General features: G+C 69.1%; 25 protein-coding genes and 2 tRNA genes. 14 read left to right on the top strand and 13 right to left on the bottom strand.

Annotated features, from left to right (window positions below; translation table 11 throughout):
* Window positions 1–43: 43 nt before the first annotated feature.
* Both QQG74_RS00135 and QQG74_RS00130 read right to left on the bottom strand, forming a co-directional pair.
* Window positions 44–604: a kinase gene (locus QQG74_RS00135; protein WP_341718268.1), complete on the bottom strand. Its 561-nt coding sequence runs from the start codon at window positions 602–604 to the stop codon at window positions 44–46.
* Window positions 604–1,458 (bottom strand): GntR family transcriptional regulator, encoded by an 855-nt coding sequence (locus tag QQG74_RS00130; RefSeq protein ID WP_341718267.1) that lies wholly within the window; start codon window positions 1,456–1,458, stop codon window positions 604–606. The genes QQG74_RS00135 and QQG74_RS00130 overlap by 1 nt, the downstream gene beginning before the upstream one ends.
* Window positions 1,459–1,701: 243 nt before the next feature.
* Here QQG74_RS00130 and QQG74_RS00125 point away from each other — a divergent pair, with 243 nt between their 5' ends.
* The 13 genes from QQG74_RS00125 to QQG74_RS00065 all read left to right on the top strand — a co-directional run bounded on the left by QQG74_RS00125 (window position 1,702) and on the right by QQG74_RS00065 (window position 9,590).
* Window positions 1,702–2,100 (top strand): hypothetical protein, encoded by a 399-nt coding sequence (locus QQG74_RS00125; RefSeq protein WP_013730715.1) that lies wholly within the window; start codon window positions 1,702–1,704, stop codon window positions 2,098–2,100.
* Window positions 2,100–2,318 carry a hypothetical protein gene (locus tag QQG74_RS00120; RefSeq protein ID WP_341718266.1) on the top strand — a complete coding sequence of 73 codons (219 nt, stop codon included), beginning with the start codon at window positions 2,100–2,102 and terminating at the stop codon, window positions 2,316–2,318. The genes QQG74_RS00125 and QQG74_RS00120 overlap by 1 nt, the downstream gene beginning before the upstream one ends.
* 93 nt (window positions 2,319–2,411) lie before the next feature.
* Window positions 2,412–2,582, top strand: coding sequence for a hypothetical protein (locus tag QQG74_RS00115; RefSeq protein WP_341718265.1), 171 nt, complete (start codon window positions 2,412–2,414; stop codon window positions 2,580–2,582).
* Entirely contained in the window at window positions 2,582–4,231 is a 1,650-nt protein-coding gene (locus tag QQG74_RS00110; RefSeq protein WP_341718264.1) for an FtsK/SpoIIIE domain-containing protein, read from the top strand. Before QQG74_RS00115 ends, QQG74_RS00110 begins: the two co-directional genes overlap by 1 nt.
* Window positions 4,228–4,536, top strand: a complete 309-nt coding sequence (locus QQG74_RS00105; protein WP_013730711.1) for a hypothetical protein — start codon at window positions 4,228–4,230, stop codon at window positions 4,534–4,536. The genes QQG74_RS00110 and QQG74_RS00105 overlap by 4 nt, the downstream gene beginning before the upstream one ends.
* Before the next feature lie 19 nt (window positions 4,537–4,555).
* Window positions 4,556–4,744, top strand: coding sequence for a hypothetical protein (locus tag QQG74_RS00100; protein WP_341718263.1), 189 nt, complete (start codon window positions 4,556–4,558; stop codon window positions 4,742–4,744).
* On the top strand, window positions 4,741–4,992 hold the full coding sequence (locus QQG74_RS00095; RefSeq protein ID WP_341718262.1) for a hypothetical protein: 252 nt from the start codon (window positions 4,741–4,743) through the stop codon (window positions 4,990–4,992). The genes QQG74_RS00100 and QQG74_RS00095 overlap by 4 nt, the downstream gene beginning before the upstream one ends.
* Complete coding sequence (locus QQG74_RS00090; RefSeq protein WP_341718261.1) at window positions 4,989–5,267, top strand: hypothetical protein; 279 nt, start codon at window positions 4,989–4,991, stop codon at window positions 5,265–5,267. The genes QQG74_RS00095 and QQG74_RS00090 overlap by 4 nt, the downstream gene beginning before the upstream one ends.
* Window positions 5,252–5,836: a hypothetical protein gene (locus QQG74_RS00085; protein WP_341718260.1), complete on the top strand. Its 585-nt coding sequence runs from the start codon at window positions 5,252–5,254 to the stop codon at window positions 5,834–5,836. Before QQG74_RS00090 ends, QQG74_RS00085 begins: the two co-directional genes overlap by 16 nt.
* On the top strand, window positions 5,833–6,273 hold the full coding sequence (locus tag QQG74_RS00080; RefSeq protein WP_341718259.1) for a hypothetical protein: 441 nt from the start codon (window positions 5,833–5,835) through the stop codon (window positions 6,271–6,273). Before QQG74_RS00085 ends, QQG74_RS00080 begins: the two co-directional genes overlap by 4 nt.
* A 217-nt stretch (window positions 6,274–6,490) precedes the next feature.
* Window positions 6,491–8,236, top strand: coding sequence for a replication initiator (locus QQG74_RS00075; protein WP_341718258.1), 1,746 nt, complete (start codon window positions 6,491–6,493; stop codon window positions 8,234–8,236).
* Window positions 8,236–8,442 carry a helix-turn-helix domain-containing protein gene (locus QQG74_RS00070; RefSeq protein ID WP_341718257.1) on the top strand — a complete coding sequence of 69 codons (207 nt, stop codon included), beginning with the start codon at window positions 8,236–8,238 and terminating at the stop codon, window positions 8,440–8,442. The genes QQG74_RS00075 and QQG74_RS00070 overlap by 1 nt, the downstream gene beginning before the upstream one ends.
* Window positions 8,439–9,590 (top strand): tyrosine-type recombinase/integrase, encoded by a 1,152-nt coding sequence (locus tag QQG74_RS00065; RefSeq protein ID WP_341718256.1) that lies wholly within the window; start codon window positions 8,439–8,441, stop codon window positions 9,588–9,590. Before QQG74_RS00070 ends, QQG74_RS00065 begins: the two co-directional genes overlap by 4 nt.
* Window positions 9,591–9,645: 55 nt before the next feature.
* On the opposite strand, the gene QQG74_RS00060 is transcribed toward QQG74_RS00065, so the two are convergent.
* The 6 genes from QQG74_RS00060 to gyrB all read right to left on the bottom strand — a co-directional run bounded on the left by QQG74_RS00060 (window position 9,646) and on the right by gyrB (window position 15,732).
* A tRNA-Ala gene (locus QQG74_RS00060) sits at window positions 9,646–9,721 on the bottom strand.
* Between the two features lie 24 nt (window positions 9,722–9,745).
* The gene (locus QQG74_RS00055) at window positions 9,746–9,874 is read right to left on the bottom strand and encodes a DLW-39 family protein (protein ID WP_341718255.1); all 129 of its coding nucleotides are present in this window, start codon (window positions 9,872–9,874) and stop codon (window positions 9,746–9,748) included.
* A 44-nt stretch (window positions 9,875–9,918) separates the two neighbouring features.
* Window positions 9,919–9,992, bottom strand: a tRNA-Ile gene (locus QQG74_RS00050).
* A 198-nt stretch (window positions 9,993–10,190) separates the two neighbouring features.
* Window positions 10,191–11,132 (bottom strand): DUF3566 domain-containing protein, encoded by a 942-nt coding sequence (locus QQG74_RS00045; RefSeq protein WP_341718254.1) that lies wholly within the window; start codon window positions 11,130–11,132, stop codon window positions 10,191–10,193.
* A gap of 4 nt (window positions 11,133–11,136) precedes the next feature.
* Entirely contained in the window at window positions 11,137–13,656 is a 2,520-nt protein-coding gene (gene gyrA / locus QQG74_RS00040; RefSeq protein ID WP_341718253.1) for a DNA gyrase subunit A, read from the bottom strand.
* Window positions 13,657–13,785: 129 nt separating this feature from the next.
* Window positions 13,786–15,732 (bottom strand): DNA topoisomerase (ATP-hydrolyzing) subunit B, encoded by a 1,947-nt coding sequence (gyrB, locus tag QQG74_RS00035; RefSeq protein WP_341718252.1) that lies wholly within the window; start codon window positions 15,730–15,732, stop codon window positions 13,786–13,788.
* Between the two features lie 537 nt (window positions 15,733–16,269).
* On the opposite strand from gyrB, the gene QQG74_RS00030 reads away from it, so the two are divergent.
* The gene (locus QQG74_RS00030; RefSeq protein ID WP_341718251.1) at window positions 16,270–16,851 is read left to right on the top strand and encodes a hypothetical protein; all 582 of its coding nucleotides are present in this window, start codon (window positions 16,270–16,272) and stop codon (window positions 16,849–16,851) included.
* Between the two features lie 40 nt (window positions 16,852–16,891).
* On the opposite strand, the gene QQG74_RS00025 is transcribed toward QQG74_RS00030, so the two are convergent.
* The 5 genes from QQG74_RS00025 to dnaA form a co-directional block, all read right to left on the bottom strand.
* Window positions 16,892–17,392, bottom strand: a complete 501-nt coding sequence (locus QQG74_RS00025; protein ID WP_341721474.1) for a DciA family protein — start codon at window positions 17,390–17,392, stop codon at window positions 16,892–16,894.
* Between the two features lie 136 nt (window positions 17,393–17,528).
* A complete protein-coding gene (recF, locus tag QQG74_RS00020) occupies window positions 17,529–18,662 on the bottom strand; it encodes a DNA replication/repair protein RecF (RefSeq protein WP_341718250.1) in 1,134 nt (377 codons plus the stop codon).
* 14 nt (window positions 18,663–18,676) lie between these two features.
* Window positions 18,677–19,549, bottom strand: coding sequence for a phosphogluconate dehydrogenase (NAD(+)-dependent, decarboxylating) (gnd, locus tag QQG74_RS00015; protein ID WP_341718249.1), 873 nt, complete (start codon window positions 19,547–19,549; stop codon window positions 18,677–18,679).
* A 39-nt stretch (window positions 19,550–19,588) separates the two neighbouring features.
* A complete protein-coding gene (dnaN, locus tag QQG74_RS00010) occupies window positions 19,589–20,722 on the bottom strand; it encodes a DNA polymerase III subunit beta (RefSeq protein ID WP_341718248.1) in 1,134 nt (377 codons plus the stop codon).
* Between the two features lie 814 nt (window positions 20,723–21,536).
* On the bottom strand, window positions 21,537–23,384 hold the full coding sequence (dnaA, locus tag QQG74_RS00005) for a chromosomal replication initiator protein DnaA (RefSeq protein ID WP_341718247.1): 1,848 nt from the start codon (window positions 23,382–23,384) through the stop codon (window positions 21,537–21,539).

Raw genomic sequence — 23,384 nt, 5'->3', positions numbered from 1 at the left:
GGCCTACTGCTTCTTCCGCCACCCTCTGCCTGACACCTTCGCCTCATCCGGCGTCGCTCTTGGCTATCGCCGGGCGGGTGTCGTCCAGGACGTGGCGGTGAATGACCTCGGCCGCCGTACGCGGGGACATCTCGGCGGTGTTCAGGAAGAGGTCACGCTCGGCTAGTGGTTCGGTGTCGTCCCATGCGCGGAGACGTGCGGCTGTGTCGCCAGTGTGCCGGGAGATGATCCGCTGCTCGGCAACGTCTCGCGGGCACCAGAGGTAGACGACCAACCACCGGGCATCGGAAACGGCGGCCGTGACCGCAGCGACGGCGGCACGCTGGCCCAGGTGCACGACCGGCACCCCGGCCGAAAGCTGCTCTACCAGCGATGGGCGGTCAACCACGTAACGGGCGCCGTACCGGTGGTTCTCCCAGACGACTTCGCCACGCTGGTGCAGCTGGTCAAGTGTCGCTGCATCGGTGATCCGGTAGCCGGTGGTGCGTCCCGGTCCGACCTTCATGCGCTGGTAGAGGGTGAAGCGGGCATCGAGCTCATGCAGGGCGGTGGTCACGGTGTCCTTACCGGCCGCGGGCGGGCCGTACAGGATCACGCCACGCATCAGGGTGCCTCGTCCGCGAGGATGCCCTTCACCAGTTCCTTGGCCTGTTCCTGCAAGGGCCGGCTCGATGCGCAGTTGTCCACTACGAAGTGCTCGCCTGGCGGACGGAAGTCGAGGTTGATGCCGCTCAGGTACCGGTCCCAATCCGCCAGTTTGAAGGCGTCGCGGGCGGCTCCTCGGCGGCGTACGTAGGTCAGCATCGTGTCGCCGTCGCAGTACACCCAGACCACAGTCGGGATCGCCTTCGCTGCCTCGTAGTAGGCGCGGGTCCGGGCCATCCAGGCGGGGTCGTTGAACTCGCGGATGAACGGCGCGGTGACGATCACGCTGTTGCCGCACTGCACGTTCTCGCTGGCCGCGTCCTGGAGGGCCTCGTACTCCCTCGGCCGGATCGTGTCCAGGTACGTCTGAGACTCCCGATCGTGTGGCGATTGGCCCAGCGTCTCTAGGGCCGCCTCGACCACAGGCCGGGTCAGCGTGTCCTTGTCGAGCATCGGCCAGCCCGTCTCGCGCGCCAGGATGCGGCCCAACTCGGTCTTGCCGCTGCCTGCGTATCCGCCGATCAGGATCACGCGGGGACGCTGCAGACGGACCTCGCTACGGCGCAGTTGGTCAGGAGCGTTCACTACGCGCTTGGACCGGGACTCGTTGATGACGAGCCCCTCCTCAGCCAAGACCTTCATCGCCTCGGTAATGGTGAAGACGCTGACGCCCCACTCCTCAGCGAGCTTCCTGGTTGACGGCAAGGCGGTGCCGTGGACGAGCCGACCTGCCTCGATCTCGTTGCGGATGTTGCGCGCCACCTGCTGATGCCGGGCCTCCGGCCGCTCGGTGGGGCCGTGGGGAGAGGTCATCACGGTGCTCCCTGCTGGTCGGGTTTGCACTGTTCGGGCTGGTCCGGCTGTGAGGGCTGACCTAACCGTTCGGACTGATTGCAGGCTACCAGGGCCTAACAGATGAAAGGTGTTCTGCCTGCTCAGTGACGCTGCGCAAGAACTTCGTACCTAACAGTTGACTGGAATGCATATCAGTTGTTAGCTTCTCTACGTCACATAGACCGGGTTGCCGGTCAAGTCGCAGCAGCGAAGGAGTAGGTCATGGCCCTGAGGGGTGGAACTCGGTTCTCGGTCCCGTTCGCGGCGGTGTTCCCGCACGGCGCGGTGTTCGTGCCGGACTCGATTGCGGAGGCGCAGGACTTCAACGAGGCGACCCGGCAACGGACGCCGTCCAAGGACAAGGTGACGGGTCAGCGGGTGTGGCAGTGCCGGGTGATGGACATGGACCCGGAGTTGGGTGCCCGATCGCGTGAGGTGTCGATCAAGATCCTGGCGGATGTGCAGCCGGTTCCGCCGGTGGGTCCGTTCCAGCCGGTGGAGTTCGAGGGCCTGACCGTGACCCCGTACGTGGGATCGAACGGCCGGTTGGCCTTCTCGTACCGGGCGACCGCGCTGGTCGCGCCGAAGACTCTGGCCGAGACGCGCGGTAAGGCTGCCTGATGTCGGCGGCGAACGTGGCCGTGAGTGTGCACGTCAGGGCCGATATCGCGTTGTCGTTCCGCTCCCACCCGGCAGAGGACCGGGTCGTGGTGCAGCTGGGTGACACCGGCGGTGAGGTGGTGTTGTTCCTGCCTCGTGCGGAGATCGATCGGTTGGCCGGTGTGCTGGCCGCGGCTCGTGAGTCCTTGTCGGTGCCTGCCGTGAAGGCGGCGGCCTGACTGATCGTGGCGCGGGGCGGTCCTGGCCCTAGGAAAGCTTGACCGCCCCGCTGCCCTCCAAAACCTCGCTCGGCCTGGAAGGGCGGTCTCATCATGCCAAGAGAACTGGACTGGACCCGGACCGGCGGTGCCGGTGATCCGGTCCCGTGTGTGTTGTGCGGGAAACCGGCGATCTGCCGGAGCCCGAAAGGTACGCCGGTGCACAAGGTCTGCGCTGAGGCGTGGATCGAGCAGCAGGAGCAGACCCGCAAGGCGGTGGCCTGATGCGGGCTCCGTTGGTGAACTTCCGCCGGTTTCAGATCACCGCCCCGTGGCCGCTGGTCTGGACGGTCACCGGCCTGTTCCTGTTGCTTCGCTCGATCGTCGCCGTGGTGCGTCTGGCCGTGTTCGCGGTGCGGCACTGGCGAGCCTGGCCCCTCGTCGCCCTGGTCCTGCTCGCCATCGACGGCTACCGGTCGCACGGCTGGTGGCCCCACCTCCTGGTCCTGCTCGTCGCCGCTGCCGGTGGTGGCGTGTGGTGGTGGAAGGGCCGGGAGTCGTTTCACCGCCTCGTTGCACTTCGCGCGGTGACGATGTGGCGGCGGTTGTGGGTGTACCGGCGTCAGTGGCACGAGGTCATGTCCCTGTGCGGGCTGGTGAAGAAGTACGACGGCGGCGAGGTAGTGCCGCGGCTGCTATCGGTGCGGTGCTCGTATGCCACCGATGAACTGGTGGTGCGGATGCCGAAGGGTCAGAACCCGGAGGTGTACCACAAGGCGGCGCGGGATCTGGCGTACTCGTTCGGCACCCGCCACTGCCGGGTCTTCTCCGGCCGCCGTCAGGCACCCCCGGCCCGCACTGGCCGGCTGGCGTGGTTGCTGCGGCTGGTGGATCGGGTGCGGTTCCGCGACCGGCCCCGGCATGTGTGGTTGGTGTTCATCCGCCGTGACCCGCTGACCCGCGTCGTCGCACCCCTGCCCGTCCCGGCCCGGCCGGACTTCACCGCCCTGCCGCTGGGGGTGCGGGAAGACCTGGCCGTGTACTGCCTGCGCCTGCTGGCCACGCATGTGCTGATCGGCGGGGCGACCCGGATGGGCAAAGGCTCGGTCATCTGGTCCCTGCTCCGCTCCCTCGCCGCGGATATCCGGTCGGGGTTGGTGCGGGTGTGGGCGATCGACCCGAAAGGCGGCATGGAGCTGTCCATCGGCCGGCCCCTGTTCGCCCGGTACGTCGATGACGACTGGACCCGCATGGCCGATCTCCTCGACGACGCCGTAACCCGCATGCGCGCCCGCCAACAGGCGTTGCGGGGAAAGGTGCGGGTGCACACGCCCACCACCGATGAGCCGCTGATCGTCGTCGTGATCGATGAGATCGCCGCCCTGCTGGCGTTCCTGCCGGACAGCGACATCCGCCAACGCATCACTCAGGCGTTGGGGCTGCTGCTGACCCAGGGTGCCGGGTTGGGGGTGCTGGTCGTCGCCGCGACCCAGGACCCGCGCAAGGAAGTCGTCTCCGTCCGGGACTTCTTCCCCACCCGCATCGCTCTCGGCCTCACCGAACGGGCTCACGTCGACCTTCTCCTTGGCGACGGTGCCCGCGATCGGGGAGCACTCGCCGACCAGATCCCGACCTCGGGCAAGGGTGTCGCCTACGTCCTGCTCGATGGGCAGCCGGAACCGGCGCGGGTGCGGTTCTCCTACCTGCCCGATGACGTGATCCGGGACATGGCCGCGACCTTCCCCGCACCACCGGAAACCCAACCGGAACCCATCGACACCCCCACCCCGGCCAAGCCGGTCCGCAGCAGCGGCAACGGCAACGGCAGGCACGTCTACCGGCCGACCCCACCGAAGCAGGCCGCGCCGCTGCTGCCGCCGTCACTGCTCAACGCCCTGGACCTCAACACCACGAACGGGAGTGACCCGCGATGACTGACCAGCTGCCGGAGTCGACCCCGGTGCGGATGCCCTACGCCGACGAACCCGACGAGCAGACGCCGGAGCCGCGTCGCTTCTACCGGCTGCGTGCCCCGCACGTCGACAAGGCATCCGTGCCAGTCACGGTCCGGGTCACCCCCGACGCCGACCTCTACCTGGCCGTTGGTTCCGGGCGTCGCCGCATGTACCTCACCCCAGCAGAGGCGTGGGCGCTGTGGCGGTGCCTCTCCGAAGCCGTGGCGTCGACCGGCGAACCGCCGGAGTGGATCCGCGTGCACATCAACCCCACCCACCGCTGACCTTCCCGGGAGTTCTCCGATGCGTACCCGACGGCTCACCCGCCGACCCATCCGCCGGACCTGCCTCGACCTCACCCACAACGAACCCGAGCAGCACTGCCCCTACTGCACCCCCGACACCCAGGCCGCCGACATCATCGCCGCCGCCCTGCGCCAGCACTCCGAGATCGCCGCCGAAGACGCCGAAGCCTGGGGATGGGCCGCATGAGCACCCGACGCGCCTGGGACGCCCAGCAGATCACGGTGCTCATCCAAAGCCCCGGCGGACCGCTGCGACTCGTGACCGACCCCGAGGACTGCGGTCTGTGCCACCAGTGGGGAGAGGTCCAGGTCTGGAACCCCACCATCCGCGACAGCGCCACCCACGAACAGACCCCACCCGCCGAACGGATCTGGAAGATCCCCTGCCCCGTCTGCCGAAACCTCGACTTCAACGCCTGGGAGGCACCCCTATGAGCCACCAACTGTGGTCCTGGCTGCTCATGGCCGTTGGCGTCACCGGCCTCTACCTCGCCGGGAAACGCTCTTGGACCGGCTGGGCTGTCGGCCTGGCCGCCCAAGGGCTGTGGCTGGCCTACTCCCTGGTCACCGAGCAGTGGGGCTTCCTCGTCTCCTGCTTCGTCTACGGCGCGATCTACCTGCGCAACCTTCGCGCCTGGCTACGTCCCACGCCCGTCCCGACGCCGGCTGTCTCGGCTGAGCGGGAGGTGACGCCGTGCGTCGGTTCGTAGACGCCGAACGGCTGGAAGGCGTCGCCCTGGTCCTCATCCTCCTGGCCGTCGGCGGCATGGCCGGAGCCGCATCGTTCACCCACGTCAAGGACTGGACCATGGCCCACGCCCCGGCCGGGACCGGTGACTGGTTCGGCTGGTCCAACGCCGTCATCTCCGAACTAATGCCCGCCGCCGCGCTGCTGGTCATCCGCCGTCGTCGCCGCCGCGACCCGCGCGCCTCCGTGGCCTACCCGCTGGTCCTACTCGTCGCCGCGGTGGCGCTGTCGCTGGCCGCGCAGATCGCGGTAGCCAACGACAGCTTCTCGTCACGGCTGCTGTCGTCGGTGCCCGCGCTGGCGTTCCTCGCCCTGTCCAAACTCGTCCTCACCGGCACCCCCAAGCCACCGTCCGCCCCGATGCGCCGTGTCGAGGAGCCTGCCGACGAACCGGCCGAGATGGAACCCGCTGACCTGCCGACTGACCCGACCCCGGCCGCTGTTCCCAACGCCATTCAGTCCGCGCTGGTGTCGTCGGTCGTCCAGACCCCCCGTAACGGCCACGTCTTCACCTCGGAGGTGACCCGATGACCCGCACCCACCTCGCCCGCCAGTCCCACCGCCGTCCCGCCGTGCTGGCCCGCCGCGTCGTCGGGACCCCCGCCGAGGTTGCCGCAACCGTCGCTCTGGTCCGGGACTCCGGACGGCTGCTGTCCATGACCACCCCACAATCCATGTCCGGCAACCCGGACCGGGTGACCGTCACCGTCCGGTTCCTCGACACCCCGACATCGGCCCCGCCGGTGGTACGTCGACTGCGACGTGGGCACATCATCGCCGCCGCCACCATTCCCGCTGTCGCCGCTGTGGTCGGTGTCGGCTACGCCGCTACCCAGCTCGCCACCGCCGTCCGCTCGGCGGCACCGCTGATCGCGGGCGTGGTCCTGGTCCTCGTCGTCCTCGCCGTCCTGCTCCGCTCCCGCAAGTCGACCTGCTTCGGGCTGCACTGCTCCGGCTGCAAGCACTGACCCCCGTGACCGGCTGGCCCACCTACTGCGCCCGCTGCGGTGGGCCAGCCATCGCCCTGATCGAAGCAGGCCACCCCGGCACCGGCCACTACCGCGCCGAAACCACCTGCACCCGTCACCACCCTGCCGCTACCCGCTGGGCCTCCCACATCGGCCCGCCTCGCACCACACCGATCGGTGACCAACCCACCCTGTTCGACCTTCCGGAGGTGACCCGTTGACCGCCCCGACCCTGCCCGGCCTCACCCCCGACACCCCACCCTCAACCGACCTACCCGACACCGTCGCGCCGGCGGCTGGCTCCCGTGCCGCCCGCCTCGCCCTGCCCATGTCCCGACAGGTGCTTACCGAGATGGCCGCCGAGTACGGCGTGTGCCTGCGCCCGGTCACCCTGCGCCGCACCGACTTGCACACCGGTCTGACCGAAGTCATCGACCTGCCCTGCGGCAGCACCAGGGAAGACAAGTGCCAGCCGTGCGCCAAACGTGCCCGCCGTCTGCGGCAGACCCAGATCCGAGAAGGCTGGCACCGCGCCGACGAACCCAACCCCACCGGCCCCAACCCCGCCACCGAGGCGCAACGCGAACTCGTCATGCTCCGCGCTCACCTGGAGTTCGCCCGCGAGGAAGCCCAACGCTCCGGCCAGTTCGACCAGATCCCCGCCATTGACCAGGCCATTGCGGAAGTCGAAGCGGCCACGGCTGCGAAAGGTATGCGCGGGCAGATCGCCCCCGGCCACGACGAAGACGACACCGGCGCCCGGCGCACTCGGTCGACTCGGCGTCGTCAGGACGCGCCGGACCTGCCCCGAAAGAAAGTCGAACCCCGCACCCTCGGCCGTGTCTACGTCGCCCCGGACGGCACCCAGCATCGCCCGTCCATGTGGCTGTCGCTGACGCTCGGCTCCTACGGCCGGGTCCTCCCTGACGGCACACCGGTCGACCCGGCCAGCTATGACTACCGGCGGGCGGCGTGGGATGCGGTGCACTTCGCCCGACTCCTCGACCGGTTCTGGCAGAACCTCCGCCGGTGTGTGGGCTGGAACGTCCAGTACGCCGGATGCGTCGAGCCCCAACGCCGTCTCGCCCCGCACGCGCACTTCGCCATCCGGGGAACCATCCCGCGTGCGGTGCTGCGTCAGGTCGCCGCCGCCACCTACCACCAAGTCTGGTGGCCACCGGCCGACCAACCGCGGTACACCCTCGACCGGCCACCTGTCTGGGACAACGACCAGACAGCGTGGGTCGACCCCGACACCGGGGAAGCGTTGCCGTCGTGGGCTGACGCCCTGGACCTCATCGACACCGACCCCGACGCCCATCCCGCGCACGTCGTCCGCTTCGGCACCCAGATCCACGCCGAAGGCGTCACCCCCGGCACCGTCCACGCCCAGCGGACCATCGGCTACATCACGAAGTACATCACCAAGTCGGCGGCCGACTGCCACAAGACCGAGACGGACCGGCAGCGGGATCACCTCGACCGGCTCTGGCAGGAACTACGGATCACCCCCTGCAACGAGCGGTGCGCCAACTGGCTGCTCTACGGCATCCAACCGAAGAAAGCCCACGGCCGACTCCAAGCAGGCCGGTGTAAGGGCAAGGTGCACCAACGAGCGACCCTCGGCATCGGCGGGCGACGCATCCTCGTCTCCCGCGACTGGTCCGGGAAGACCCTCGCCGACCACCGGGCCGACGCACGGGCCTGGGTCCGCAACCTCCTCGGCGTCACCACCGGCGCCACCGATGCTGAGCCCGTCGACCAGGACGCCGCACCCGCCTACGCCTGGGAACTCGCCCGACCCGATGACGCCGACGTACCACCCCTGCAACACCGGCTGCTGCGCGCTCTGTCCCAACGGGCGCAGTGGAAGGCCGCCCTACTCGCGGCACGCGACAAGGCTGCCCAGGGCGCTTCGCCGCTGACCGTTCCCGGCTCCGTCGATCAGGAAGGACGTGCGTGATGACCACCCTCAACCACCCTCGCTCGGTCGCACCCAGGAGCGTCCGCCCGGCCGAAGCCGCCACCCTGCTCGGCATCTGCCGCGACACCGTGTACGTCCTGATGCGCTCCGGTCAGCTCCGGTCGGTCAAGGCGGGTCGCGCTCGGCTGATTCCGCTGGCAGCCATTGATGAGTTTCTGTCGGCTGGTGAGGAGTTCGCGGCGTGAGCGGGAAGCGGCGTCGATCCCACGGGGAAGGCTCGGTCTACGAGCAGCGGCCGGGCGTCTGGGCTGCGGTAATCGACCTCGGCTGGGTCGCTGGGAAGCGGAAGCGGAAGTACGTCTACGCCAAGAGCGAGGCTGAGGCGGTCCGGAAGCGCGACGAGCTGCGGCGGCAACTACAGCTCGGCGTCGACCTCACCGCGCCGCCCCGGACCGTGGAAGCCTGGTTGACCGAGTGGCTGCGCGATGTGAAAGCGCATGACGGCACTCGTCCCTCAACCCTGGTCCGTTACCGCCTGGCCGTGACGAAGCACCTCGTTCCGGGGCTCGGCCGGGTGAAGCTCGATCGGCTGACGCCTCGGGATGTGCAGCGGTTCCTGACCGGGCTTCGGGGCAAGCTGGCTCCGGCCAGCATCATCAAGGTTCACGCGGTGCTGCGCGTCGCCCTAGCCGACGCTGAGCGGATGGATCTGGTGCCGCGCAACGTCGCCAAAGCGGCCAAGCCGCCGGCCCTCGGTCGCACCGAGCGGCGTGCGCTGACGCCGGAGGAAGCCAAGACGCTGCTGTCGGTGCTGACTGGTGACCGGTTGGAATCGCTGTTCGTGCTGGCGCTGGTGACCGGGCTACGCCGGGCTGAGCTGCTGGGCCTGCGCTGGTCGGATGTCGACCTGCCGGGCAAGGCGTTGTTTGTGCGGCAGACGCTCCAGCGCACCGACCGTGGCTTGGAGTTCGTCCCGCCGAAGACGCACCGGTCAACCCGCCCGCTGCCGCTGTCCTCCCTGGCGGTACGGGCGTTGGAGTCACAGCGGATACGTCAGGCCAAGGAACGGCTCGCGGCTGGCGAGGTGTGGTCGGATCACGGTCTGGTCTTCGCGAGCACGATCGGCACGCCGATGGAACCGCGGAACGTCAACCGACGCTTCGAGCAGCTCCGCGCTACGGCCGGACTGGACTGGTTGCACCTGCACGACCTTCGGCACGCCTTCGCCACGTTCCTGCTCGACCAGGGCGAGGAGTTGCGCACGGTGATGGAACTGCTCGGGCATTCCACGATCCGGATGACGGCCGACACCTACGGCCACGTCCTGCCCGCGCGTGCCCGCCAAGCTACCTCCGCCATCGACCGGCTTCTCGGCGAGAAGGGGACAGCGTGAACGGCTTGGCTGTACGGATGGCTGTACTCGGACCGAGATCAACCAAGGAAAGTGCTGGTGGAGCCCAGGGGACTCGAACCCCTAACCCCTGCCTTGCAAAGGCAGTGCTCTGCCAGTTGAGCTAGGGCCCCGCAGGCGGCCGATGCCGCCGGTGATCAGCGAAGGTCCGGCGAGGTGGTCGCCTCGTGCCAGAGAGCGCGCTCGTCGTTCGCTTCCTTGATCTTCTTGGCCACCACGGCGGCCACGCCGACGACGCTGGCCAGGATCAGCAGCTTCTTGAACATCGGGGCTACCCCTCACGCTCGGCGTGCCGTCAGATCATGTGCGGTGGGGCTAGCTGGAATCGAACCAGCGACCTCAGAGTTATCAGCTCTGCGCTCTAACCGACTGAGCTATAGCCCCGCGTAGCGACGAGCAAGGTTAACCCATCCGCCCAGCAGCCCCCAAATCGGGGGTCCGGGCGGTCAATTGCCCAGCACCGTCGCCATCGAACCTACCCGAGAGGCCGGTTCCCGGCCCACCGATATCGGCTCCCGCAACGACGCGGACGCCGGGCAACCGCGGGATGCGGTCGGCCCGGCGTCCGGGTGTCGAGCAGGCTCAGTCGCGCTCGGCGAGGGTCAGCTCGATGCCGCCCACCAGATCGGCGCAGACGTTGTAGACGAACGCACCGAGGGTGGCCAGCGCGGTGAACAGTACGACGTTGACCAGACCGATCAGCGCCGAACTGAAGATCACGCCCTTCGCGGTGATCTGGAAGCCGCTGGTGCCCTGTCCACCGCTCGCGTTGACCAGGTCACCCAGGCTGTCGTTGACGCTTGTGAACACACCCATCGCGTCCAGCGCCAGGTACAGCACCGAGGTCGCGACGACGATGACGATGAACAGCACGATCGACACGGCGAACGCGAACTTCATCACCGACCAGGGGTCGATCCGCTTGAGGTTCAGCCGGGCCCGGCGCGGTCCGCGTGAGGCGGCCGAGCTGACCGAGGTACGCGCAGCGCGTACCGCGTCACCCACCCGCGCGGCCCCGACGGCGGCCGAACTGACGCCCGGCGGAAGGCCCCCGCCGTTGGCCGGGCGACCCGTCCCGAACGAGCGGGTGGCATCCGGCTTCGCCCCGGCACCGGTGGCTGCCGCCCCGGTAACCCGCGGCTGAGTGCCGGTCGTACCGCTGCCGATCTTGGGCAGGACACCCGTGGCACCCGACGAGGACGGACCCGGGCGGGCACCGATCGGCGAGGGGGTCGATGGCGTGCCGGCGGTGGCGGTCGCCGGTGTCGCGGTGGCACCCCCCGAACTGGCGGACTCGGTGGCGCTCTCCTCCCCGGAGGCGGCCTCCTCGTCGTCGGAGGGCTTGTCGGGCGGCGGTGCCATGCCCGGGGCCCGGGTGAATTTCGGGGCAGGCGCGTCGGCGGGGACCGTGGCCCGGCCCACGGCCGCGCGGCCGGTCGCTGGCGAGCCGCTCTTCGCGGCCTCCTCGTCGACCGGGTTGGCCGAGGTTCCCGCGTTCCCCGACTTCGCCTGTGTCTCCGTCATTCAACTAGTCCTGTTCGTCAGGCTCGTCGGCATTGCGAGCAATCGCCACGATAGTCACGCCGTCCGGAAGGTCCATCAGCTTGACCCCCATTGTGTTCCGGTCACGCGTACGGCGTACAGGCTTCACCGGAGTCCGGATGACACCACCGTTGCTGGTGATAGCAAACAGCTCGTCGTCCGGGTCGATCACGACCGCGCCAACCAGACCACCGCGTCGTTCGGTGATCTTCGCAGTCAGCACACCTTTACCTCCCCGGCCCTGGACCGGGTATTCCTCGATCGGGGTACGTTTCGCGTATCCCCCGTTCGTGGCCACCAGCACGTCCAGGCCCTCCCGGACGACCTCCATGGCCAGCAACTCGTCCTCGTCGCTGAACCGCATCCCGATCACGCCCGAGGTCGCCCGGCCCATCGGCCGCAGCGCCTCGTCGGTGGCGTTGAACCGGATCGCCTGGGCGTTCTTGGAGACCAGCAGCAGGTCGTCCGTCGGGCCGACGAGCGCAGCACCGACCAGCTCGTCCTCATCGCGCAGGTTGATCGCGATGATGCCGCCGGAACGGTTGGAGTCGAACTCCTCAAGCCGCGTCTTCTTCACCAGGCCGTTCTTCGTCGCCAGGACCAGGTATGGCGCCACCTGGTAGTTCGGAATTTCGATGATCTGTGCGATCTGCTCGTCCGGCTGGAAGGCGAGCAGGTTGGCCACGTGCTGACCCTTGGCCACCCTACTGGCCTCCGGAAGCTCGTACGCCTTGGCCCGGTACACCCGCCCCTTGTTGGTGAAGAACAGGATCCAGTCGTGCGTTGAGCAGACGAAGAAGTGGCTGACGATGTCGTCCTGACGCAGCGAGGCGCCACTGACGCCCTTGCCACCACGCCGCTGCGAACGATAGAGGTCGACCTTCGTGCGCTTCGCGTACCCCGTGCGGGTGATCGTGACCACCACGTCCTCCCGCGCGATGAGGTCCTCCATCGAGACCTCGCCGTCGAACGGGACGATCTTAGTACGTCGATCGTCGCCCCACTTCGCGACGATCTCACCCAGCTCCTCCGAGACGATCCTCCGCTGCCGCTCCGGCTTGGCAAGAATGTCCTTGAGGTCGGCGATCTCCAGCTCCAACTTGGCCAGATCGTCGAGGATCCGCTGCCGCTCCAGCGCGGCGAGCCGGCGCAGCTGCATGTCCAGGATCGCGGTCGCCTGGATCTCGTCGATCTCCAGCAGTTGGATCAGGCCCTGCCGGGCGTCCTCGACCGTGGGCGAGCGCCGGATCAGCGCGATCACCTCGTCCAGCGCGTCCAGCGCCTTGGACAGACCGCGCAGGATGTGCGCCCGCTCCTCCGCCTTGCGCAGCCGGAACGCCGTCCGCCGCCGGATCACCTCGATCTGGTGCTCGACGTAGTACCGGATGAACTGCGCCAGGTTCAGCGTGCGCGGCACCCCGTCCACCAGGGCCAGCATGTTCGCGCCGAAGGTCTCCTGGAGCTGGGTGTGCTTGTAGAGGTTGTTCAGCACCACCTTCGCGACCGCGTCGCGCTTGAGCACCAGCACGATCCGCATGCCCGTACGCCCGGAGGACTCGTCCCGGATGTCGGCGATGCCGGCGAGCTTGCCCTCCTTGATCAGCTCGGCGATCCGCTCGGCCAGGTTGTCCGGGTTGACCTGATACGGCAGCTCGCTGACCACAAGCGCCGGCCGACCCCGCTTGTCCTCCTCGACCTCCACCACCGCGCGCATCCGGATCGAACCGCGACCCGTGCGGTACGCGTCCTGGATGCCCGAGTGGCCCACGATCAGACCGTGGGTCGGGAAGTCCGGCCCCTTGACGATCTCCAGCAGCGCCTCGAGCGTGGTGGCCTCGTCGGCCTCCGGGTGCTCCAGGCACCACTGCACCGCCGCGCCGATCTCCCGCAGGTTGTGCGGCGGGATCTTGGTGGCCATGCCGACCGCGATGCCCTCGGAACCGTTGATCAGCAGGTTCGGAATCCGCGACGGCAGGATGGTGGGCTCCTTGGCCCGGCCGTCGTAGTTGTCCTGAAGGTCGACGGTGTCCTCGTCGATGTCCCGCAGCATCTCCATCGCCAGCGGGTCGAGCTTGCACTCGGTGTAGCGCATGGCGGCAGCTGGATCATTACCTGGCGAGCCGAAGTTGCCGTTGCCGTCGACCAGGGGGTAGCGCAGCGACCACTGCTGGGCCATCCGGACCAGCGCGTCGTAGATGGCCGAGTCGCCGTGCGGGTGGAACTGGCCCATCACGTCGCCGACGACCCGGGAGCACTTCACGTAGCCGCGGTCCGGCCGGTAGCCGGAGTCGAACATGGCGTACAGGATCTTGCGGTGGACCGGCTTGAGCCCGTCCCGGACGTCCGGCAGCGCCCGCCCGACGATGACGCTCATCGCGTAGTCGAGGTAGGAGCGCTGCATCTCCACCTCGAGCCCGACCGGCTCGATCCGGTCGTGCGAGACGACGGCGGCCTGCGCCTCGGGGACCTCGGGCTCGTTAGGTGTGGACTCGGGGGATTCGGTCACTGTTAACCCTTATCAGAGTGTGAGTCGTTTTCGCGCTTGTGGATAACCGCTGTGGATAGCGACCAAGCTGTGGATAACTCTGTGGATCGGCGGCCGGACCGGTGCATGTCCGGCCCGGCCGCCGGGCCGTCAGATGTCCAGGAAGCGCACGTCCTTGGCGTTGCGCTGAATGAACGAGCGCCGCGCCTCGACGTCCTCGCCCATCAGTACGCTGAACAGCTCGTCGGCGGTGGCCGCGTCGTCCAGGGTGACCTGACGCAGCGTCCGGGTGGCCGGGTTCATCGTGGTCTCCCACAGCTCCGGGTAGTTCATCTCGCCGAGGCCCTTGAACCGCTGGATGTCGTCCGGCTTGGCGTTCGGCTTCTTCTGCTGGCGCAGCGCAATCAGCCCGTCGCGCTCCCGGTCGGAGTACGCGTACTGCGCGTCGTCGCCCTTCCGGTTCCACTTGATCTTGTAGAGCGGCGGGGCTGCCAGGTAGACGTGCCCCAGCTCGACAAGCGGGCGCATGAAGCGGAACAGCAGGGTGAGCAGCAGCGTCTGGATGTGCTGGCCGTCGACGTCGGCGTCGGCCATCAGCACGATCTTGTGGTAACGCAGCTTCTCGATGTCGAAGTCGTCGTGGATGCCGGTGCCGAGCGCGGTGATCAGCGCCTGCACCTCGTTGTTCTTGAGCACCCGGTCGATTCGGGCCTTCTCCACGTTCAGGATCTTGCCGCGGATCGGCAGGATCGCCTGGGTACGCGGGTCGCGCCCCTGCTTGGCCGAGCCGCCGGCCGAGTCGCCCTCGACGATGAAGACCTCGGACTCGCGCGGGTCGGTGGACTGGCAGTCGGCCAGCTTGCCCGGCATCGAGCCGGATTCCAGCAGCGACTTGCGTCGGGCCAGCTTGCGGGCCTGCTGGGCGGCGATCCGGGCCCGGGCGGCCTGGGACGCCTTGGTGATAATGATCTTTGCTTCGGCGGGGTTGCGGTCCAGCCAGTCGACCAACCGGTCGTTGCAGACCCGCTGGACGAAGCTCTTCACCGGGGTGTTGCCGAGCTTGGTCTTGGTCTGACCCTCGAACTGCGGGTTCGTCAGCTTGACCGAGATGATCGCGGCGAGCCCCTCGCGGATGTCCTCGCCGGAGAGCTTCTCGTCGCTCTTGAGCAGCTTCTTCTCCGCACCGTAGCGGTTGACCACGCTGGTCAGCGCAGCGCGGAAGCCTTCCTCGTGGGTGCCGCCCTCGTGCGTGTTGATGTTGTTGGCGAAGGTGTAGACCGACTCGCCGTACGACTCGTTCCACTGCATGGCGATCTCGAGCGACATGCCCTCTTCCTCGGCACCGAACTCGATCACCGTCTTGTGGATCGGGCTCTTCGAGGCGTTGAGATGCCGGACGAAGTCGGCGATACCGCCGTCGTACTTGAAGGTGACCTCGCGGATCTTGCCCTCCTCACCCTCCGCGACCCGCTCGTCGAGCAGGTGGATGGTGAGGCCGCGGGTGAGGAAGGCCATCTCCTGGAGGCGCCGGTAGATGGTCTGGAAGTCGAAGTCGACGGTCTCGAAGACGTCCGGGTCGGGCCAGAAGGCGACCGCGGAGCCGGTCCGGTCGGTCGGCTCGCCCTTCTCCAGCTCGGTCGGCTTGGAGTGGTGGTACTGCTGCCGCCAGACGAAGCCGTCCTTGTGGATCTCCACCGCCATCTTCGTGGAGAGGGCGTTCACCACGGAGACACCGACGCCGTGCAGACCGCCGGAGACGGCGTACGCCTTGCCGTCGAACTTGCCGCCCGCGTGCAGCACGGTCAGTGCCACCTCGACGCCCGGCTTCTTGAGCTTCGGGTGCAGGTCGACCGGGAAGCCCCGGCCGTTGTCGGTGACCCGGACCCCGCCGTCGGCGAGCAGCACCACGTCGATGGTGTCGCAGTGGCCGGCCAGCGCCTCGTCGACCGCGTTGTCCACGACCTCCCACACCAGGTGGTGCAGGCCGCGCTCGCCGGTCGACCCGATGTACATACCGGGCCGCTTGCGGACCGCCTCCAACCCCTCGAGAACGGTGATCGACTCGGCGCCGTACTGCTGATTGTCCTGCGCTGCCACGCTCGGCCACTTTCTCGCGCCGTCGGCGCCGTCAGGCACGTCGGGCGCGGGTTCGGCGGGACGCAGCGTCGGCACGCGGACCGGCACCGGGGACAATTCCGGGGTACGGGTCGAACGCGCCGGTCGCCGCGGATGCCCGCGGATCGCGATCGGCTCGACCCGAGTCGGACAGTGTTCGCGGGTCCGCTAGCGGCCCGTGACCCATCGCTCCGCACCGGGTCTTCGTCTCACCCCAATCTTACTGTGCGCGGGCGATAGAACCACCAGTCGGCACCCCTTCGCGGCGGCTCAGATTGACGTAGCGGCCCGAACTGCGCTGTCCGCGACTCCCCCTACACGCCACGGCATGTTCGTCGGATCTGCCGCGTGATGGCCATCCCGATCCGGCCGGTCGGCAAATCGGTCGCCACGGCCGGTACCGTGCACGTCGGGCGTTCCCCGACGGTCGGGCTGGCGGGCCAGCCTTGATCTTTCACGGCCGGAACCGGACGATCGACCCGATTGACTCGACCCGTGGCTCGTTGAGAGGTGACACCAGTGGGGCTGGACAACGTCGCGGTCCAGTGGCCGCGTACCGGCCGCTTCTACGACCCGGTCGCACCGGCCGAGTTCGTCGACTTCGGCGACATCGTCGACGTGCCGGGCATCTCGGCACCGACCGCCGCACTCGCCGAGCTGATCGCGAAGACAGGCACCGTCCGGGCGACCGCGTACACGGAGGTGGTGGATCTCATCCTCGGCCTGGACGGTGTGCTCTACGCCACTGAGGCCGCGGCCGAGGACGAGGATCCGGTCATCGACCCCGACGGGTGCTCCTGGATCGCCGGCGGCATCGAGCGGTTCGTCGCGGCGCACCGGCCGCACGGTGAGGCGGTCACCTTCGAGTCGGTCGGTACGGTGCTGCGTTCGTTGCTCGCCGACGGCCGTCTCGCCGAGCAGCAACTGCGCTGGCTGGACAGCCGGCTGGACGCCCTGCGGGACGACAGCGGCGCCGCGCCGCAGTGGACCTTCACCTGCGCGGAGCTGAGCGTGGTGGCGGCGTTCTACCGGCGCTGCGCGGAACGTGGGTTCGCCGTCTACGCCGATTCGGCGGCACCTCGCCGGGCAGCTCAGTCCTAACCCAGGCGAGGTCCGGGACGGCTGGGCACCTGCGGGCGGGTCAGCCGTAGGTGTCGCGGGGGCCGCGACCGCGTACCCGTCGTGGTCCACGCGACCAGGACGGCGCGGCCGGCCCGTGGATGTGCAGCTTCCGGACCACGTTGTGGCCGACCTCCCGACCGATCTGCTGCAACAGCGAACCGGCCAGCAGCCGCAGTTGGGTCGCCCAGGCGGTGGAACGGGCTTCCACTGTCAGTTCGCCGTTCTCCAGCTTCACCGGCCGGCTGTGCTGGGCCACCTCGGGGCCGACGACCCGTTCCCAGGCGCCGAAGACGGTCGCCTCGGCGGCCGGCTGCTGCCAGCCACGCGCCTTCACCAGTCGGTCCAGCACCGCGCCGAGCAGCTGCGGATCGCGTGGGTCCGGTCCCGGGCCCGAGTAGCCGCGTAGCCGCCGCTCGCCGCCGCCGGCACCGGTGGTGCCGCGCCGCCGGGTCCGTCCGGCCGCCTCGCGCCGGGCCTTGGCCGCATCCAGCACCGCTCGGGCCAGCTGCGGCCCGGACACCTCCGAGGTTTCGCCGGCACCGTCGGTCGGTGCGGCGCCGCCGTCCCCGGCCGCACCCTCGTTGGTACGCGCACCCCGGCTGCGGCCCGAGGCGGCGCGCCCCGGCTGCCCGGCCGGGTCGGCGTCGCGCTGCGGCTCATCCGACACGACGCACCGCTCCCTCGGTCACCTCGTAGCGGGCGCCCCGCAGGGCGGCCGGCACATCATCGGCGACCGCACAGGTCACCACCAGTTGACTCGCGCCGCCGACCAACTCGGCCAGCCGGTCCCGCCGCCCGGTGTCCAGTTCGGCGAAGACGTCATCGAGGACCAGCACCGGTTCGATTCCGTCGCTGCGCAGCAGGTCGTAGCCGGCCAGCCGGAGAGCGAGCGCGTACGACCACGACTCGCCGTGGCTGGCGTACCCCTTGGCGGGCAGCGGGCCGAGGGTGAGGGTGAGGTCGTCGCGGTGCGGTCCGACCAGGGTGGTGCCCCGCTCGATCTCTGCGGTGCGGGATTCCGCAAGCGCCGCGGCGAGCAGCTCGGCCAGGGCCGGCCGGTCGGTGGTGGGCTCGACCAGCGCCACCGACGGCCGGTAGGCGATGCCTGCCGCGCCGCGCCCGGCGGCGACCGCGTCGTACGCCTTGGCCACGTGCGGGGTCAGCGCGGCGACCAGTTCCAGCCGGCCGGCGAGCAGTTCGGCGCCGTGTCGGGCCAGGTGGGCGTCCCAGACGGCCAGGGTCGACAGGTCACCGCCGCGGGTCCCGCCGGTCTTGCGGGCCAGGTACGCGGTGCGCAGCAGGGCGTTGCGTTGCCGGACCACCCGGTCGTAGTCGGCTCGCACGCCCGCGTACCGGGGCTGGCGCAGCACCAGTAGGTCGTCGAGGTAGCGGCGGCGTTCGGCCGGATCACCCCGGACCAGTTCGAGATCTTCCGGGGCGAACAGCACCAGCCGCAGCGCGCCGAGCACGTCACGGGCCCGGCGGGCCGGGGATCGACCGATTCGGGCCCGGTTGGCCTTGCCCGGGACGATCTCCAGCTCGACCAGCAGTTCCCGGCCCTCGTGCACCACCGCGCACCGGATCACCGCGGCGGCGGCACCCATCCGGACCAGCGGCGCGTCGGTGGCGACCCGGTGCGAGTCCAGGGTCGCCACGTAGCCCAGCGCCTCGACGAGGTTGGTCTTGCCGACACCGTTGGCACCGATCAGCACGTTCGGCCCCGGTTCGAGGTCGACGCCGACCCGCTGGTAGGAGCGGAAGTCGACAAGTTCGAGCCGGCGGACGTACACGGGTCGGGTGCCGGTCAGCGCTTGCGGACGGCGTGCCCGCCGAACTGCTGACGCAGCGCGGAGACGGCCTTGAGGGCTGGCGACTCGTCCTGTCGGGACGCGAACCGGGCGAACAGCGAGGCGGTGATGACGTTCAGCGGCACGGCGAGGCGGATCGCTTCGTCCACCGTCCAGCGGCCCTCGCCGGTGTCCTCGGTGTAGTCGCTCAGCTGGGTCAGCTCCGGGTCCTCTTCGAGCGCCCGGTCCAGCAGGTCCAGCAGCCAGGAGCGGACCACGGTGCCTTCCCGCCAGGACTTGATCACGCCGGGCACGTTTGTCACCAGTTCGGAGGCGGTCATCAGCTCGTAGCCCTCGGCGTACGCGTGCATCAGGCCGTACTCGATGCCGTTGTGCACCATCTTGGCGTAGTGGCCGGCACCGACCGGACCGGCGTGCACGAAGCCGTACTCGCCCTCGGGCTTGAGCGAGTCGAAGATCGGCATGAGCCGCTCGACGTGCTCCTGGGCGCCGCCGACCATCAGGCCGTAGCCGTTCTGCTGGCCCCACACCCCGCCGGACACCCCCACGTCGAGGTAACCGATGCCCCGCTCGTTGAGCCGCTGCGCACGGGGCGCGTCGTCGCTGAACCGCGAGTTGCCGCCGTCGATGATGATGTCGCCCTCGGTCAGGACCTCGGCCACCTCGTCGATGGTGGCGTCGGTGACGGCGGCGGGCACCATCACCCAGACCGCCCGGGGTGCGTCCAGCTTCTCGGCCAGTTCCGCCACGCTCGCGACGTCGCTGCGTGCCAGGTCGTGGTCCAGGCCCACCACCTCGTGGCCGGCAGCGCGCAGTCGCTCGCGCATGTTGCCGCCCATTCGGCCGAGGCCAATCAGGCCGAGCTGCATCTCGTGGTTACCTTTCGTGGTGCGGATGTGCGCAGCCGGTCAGCGGGATACGCGGATCGGCATGATGAGGTAGCGGTACCCACTGATCGGCTCGCCATCCTCGCCGGCCGGCGAAATCACCGCAGGCTTGAAGGCATCGACGAAGTGCAGGACGGCGAACTGGGCCCCGAGGTTGGCCAGCCCGTCGATGAGGTACTGCGGGTTGAAGCCGATGGTGAGCGGCTCGCCGGTGAAGGTGGCCTCCATGGCCTCGCTGGCCCGTGCCTCCTCGGTGCCGCCGGCTTCGACGACCAGCCCGTCGGCGCTGAAGCTGAGCAGCACCGGGGTGGTCCGCTCGGCGACCAGGGCGACCCGCTTGACGACCTCGATGAGGGTGCTGACCGGCACCCGGGCCTCGGCGTTGTGGCTGGCCGGGAAGAGGGACCGCACGGGCGGGTAGTTGGCGCCGTCGAGCAGGCGGCTGGTGGTCCGCCGGGTGCCACCGGAGAACCCGATCATGCCTTCGCCGGCCGCTCCCTGGGAGAGGGCGAGGGTGACCTGGCCGCCGAGCGGGCCGAGGGTCTTCGCGGTGTCGTTGAGCGTACGGGCCGGCACCAGGGCGTTGATGCTGATCTCCGGGTCGTCCGGCTGCCACTCCATCTCGCGCAGCGCCAGCCGGTAGCGGTCGGTGGCGAGCATGGCCAGGGTGCCACCGGAGAGTTCGATCCGGACGCCGGTCATCATCGGCAGCGTCTCGTCCCGGCTGGCGGCGACGGCGACCTGGGCGACGGCCGAGGCGAAGGCGGCGGCGTCCACGGTGCCGGCGCTCTCCGGCATCTCGGGCAGGGTCGGATAGTCCTCCACCGGCATGGTGGGCAGGGTGAACCGGGCGCTGCCGCAGACCAGTTCGAGGTGTGCCCCGACTGCGGCGATGTCGACCGGCTTGGCCGGCAGTGCCTTGGTGATCTCGGCGAGCAGCCGCCCGGAGACCAGCGCGGCGCCGTCGGCGTCGCCCTGCACCTCCACGGTCACCTGGCTGGAGACCTCGTAGTCAAAGCCGGAAACCTGCAGGCTGCCGTCGGTGACGCGGAGCATCACCCCGGCCAGCACCGGCACCGACGGCCGGTTGGGCAGACTCTTTGCGGTCCAGGCCACGGCCTCGGCGAGCGCGTCGCGCTCCACTCGGAACTTCATCAATGCCTCCGCGTCGACGTCGACGTCGTCAACTCTCTCATGCCGGACGCTGCCCACCGACCCGCCTGGTGTGCGGGTACCCCTCGCACCTTAGGGCGCGAGGGTATCGGCTGTGTGCCCGACCCCATGGATCCTGTCGGTGCTGACGGGTATCTGCGGCAGTACCGAGACGATCCACAGCAAGTCCAACGGTGATGATTGGTTTTTCGTTCTTTTAGAAGAGATAACCCATCGTCTTCGTCGCACCTGTGCAAACTGTGGAGAACTCGCATCGGTGCAGGTCAGACCGGTTACCCACAGGTGGTTTTGCTGTGGAGAACCAGGGGTACAACTTCGCTCGCGGTCCACAGGCGGCCCTCGGGCCCCAGGTTGTCCACCGTCGTCCACCGGTTATCCACCGGTTATCCACCTACTTTCTCCCCAACCCTGTGGATTGGCCGGCGGCCCGAGGGGCCGGTAATCCCCAGAACCTTCAACAGGTTGCCCACAGGTGGACGGCGATCGGTGGACAACGCGAGCGACTGTCCCCAGCCGTCCCCAGGCATCCACAAGGTTGTCCCCAGGGTTTATCCACAACCTGTGGATAACTCGATGTTGACGCTTAGTGGTTATCCACCGACGGTGGATAACGAGCTGTGGACAACGATCGTCAGCCGCGGTGGACACGCCTTCGATGGTGTGGCCTACACCTCGTCGAGGGTCAACCGCCGGGCACGAAGAAGCCCGGCCGGATCACCGGTCGGGCTGTCTCGGGTGGCGTACGGGTCGACTGGTTCAGCGCGGCGCGTCGGACGCCGCGACCTCGAACCGTCGCTCAGGTGTTCTGCTTGATCCGGTTGGTCAGCTCGGCGATCTGGTTGTAGAGCGACCGGCGCTCGGCCATCTGCTGGCGGATCTTGCGGTCGGCGTGCATCACGGTGGTGTGGTCCCGGCCGCCGAACGCCTGGCCGATCCGGGGCAGCGACAGGTCGGTCAGCTCACGACACAGATACATGGCCACCTGGCGGGCGTTGACCAGCACCCGGGAGCGTGAGTGCCCGCGCAGGTCCTCCAGGCTCACCCCGAAATAGTCGGCGGTGGCGACCATAATCTGGTCGGCGTTGATCTCCGGGCCGGCGCCGTCCGGGATGAAGTCCCGCAGCACCTCCTCGGCCAGCGACAGCTCCACGTTCGACCGGGTCAGGCTGGCGAAGGCGGTGACCCGGATCAGCGCCCCCTCAAGTTCCCGGATCGAGTTCGACACCCGGGAGGCGATGAACTCCAGCACGTCCGGCGGGGCGAAGAGCCGTTCCTGGGCGGCCTTCTTTTGCAGGATCGCGATCCGGGTCTCCAGGTCCGGCGGCTGGATGTCGGCGAGCAGGCCCCACTCGAACCGGGTCCGTAACCGGTCCTCCAGGGTGGCCAGCTGCTTCGGCGACCGGTCGGAGGTGATCACGATCTGCTTGTTGGCGTTGTGCAGCGTGTTGAAGGTGTGGAAGAACTCCTCCTGGGTCCGCTCGCGGTTCTCCAGGAACTGGATGTCGTCGATCAGCAGGATGTCGACGTCGCGGTAGCGGCGCTGGAACGCGCTGGTCTTGTCGTCGCGCAGCGAGTTGATGAAGTCGTTGGTGAACTCCTCGGTCGAGACGTATCGGACCGAGCGGGCGTTGCCCAGGGTGGTGGCGTAGTGGCCGATGGCGTGCAGCAGGTGCGTCTTGCCCAGCCCGGAGCTGCCGTAGATGAACAGTGGGTTGTACGCCTTTGCCGGCGACTCGGCCACCGCCACCGAGGCGGCGTGCGCGAACCGGTTTGACGAGCCGATGACGAACGTCTCGAACATGTACTTCGGGTTGAGCCGGTTACCGCCGCTGTCCGCACCCGTGGGCAGTCGCCGGTCGTCCCGTGGCCGGTGATCCGCGCCACTGCGACCGGGCCCACTGTCGGTGCCGCCATCGGTCGGCACCGGCCGGATGACGTGTCGGTCCCGGGGGGAGACACCTGGTGGTTCCTCGCCGAACCGGGCCGCGAAGCCGCGCGCCGCGGTCTCCGGCTGGTCGAGGCGGCCAGCGTTGCGGTCGGTGAAGGCGAGTCGGTCAGCGGGCTGGCGGGCCTCGCCCGAAGGGTCGGGCGACTCGACGAACGCGGTGCCGAAGAGCGGCTCCTGGCCGTCGGCCACCCGCGGGCCGGTGCGGGGGGCGCTCTCGACCGGTGGCGCGTCGGGGGCGTGCCGGTCGAACCGGCCGTCGGGGGCGGGCCGGTCGTAGCGACCCGAGTTCGGCTGCTCGGGGATGAGCGGAAGCTGCTGTCGACCGTCGCCCGTGCCGTCGTCCGGGGCCAGCGCGAAGCCACCCGGATCACCCGCGTGGTCGCCGGGGCCTGCCTCCGGCGCGCTGCGGTAGACGGTGCCCACGGCACGACCGTCGTCCGGTACGCGGACGGTCACCGCGACCTGGATCGGTCGGCCCAGCCGCCGGGTGAGCGCCTCGGTGATGGCTGGCCGTAACCGCGATTCGATCACGTCGCGGGTGAAGGCGTCCGGCACCGACAGCAGGACGGTGTCCTCGACGATGGCCCGCAGCCGGGTCAGCCGCAGGTACGCTCGCTGCTGCGCGGAGATGATCTCGTCGGCGAGTTCTTCCGTGGTCGCCGTCCACACCGCGGCAAGGTCGGTCGTACCGGCCAC

The sequence above is a fragment of the Micromonospora sp. FIMYZ51 genome (assembly GCF_038246755.1).
Classification (GTDB): Bacteria; Actinomycetota; Actinomycetes; order Mycobacteriales; family Micromonosporaceae; genus Micromonospora.
The sequence above is the reverse complement of the archived record's forward strand: the minus strand, read 5'-3'. Positions and strand labels throughout refer to the sequence as shown.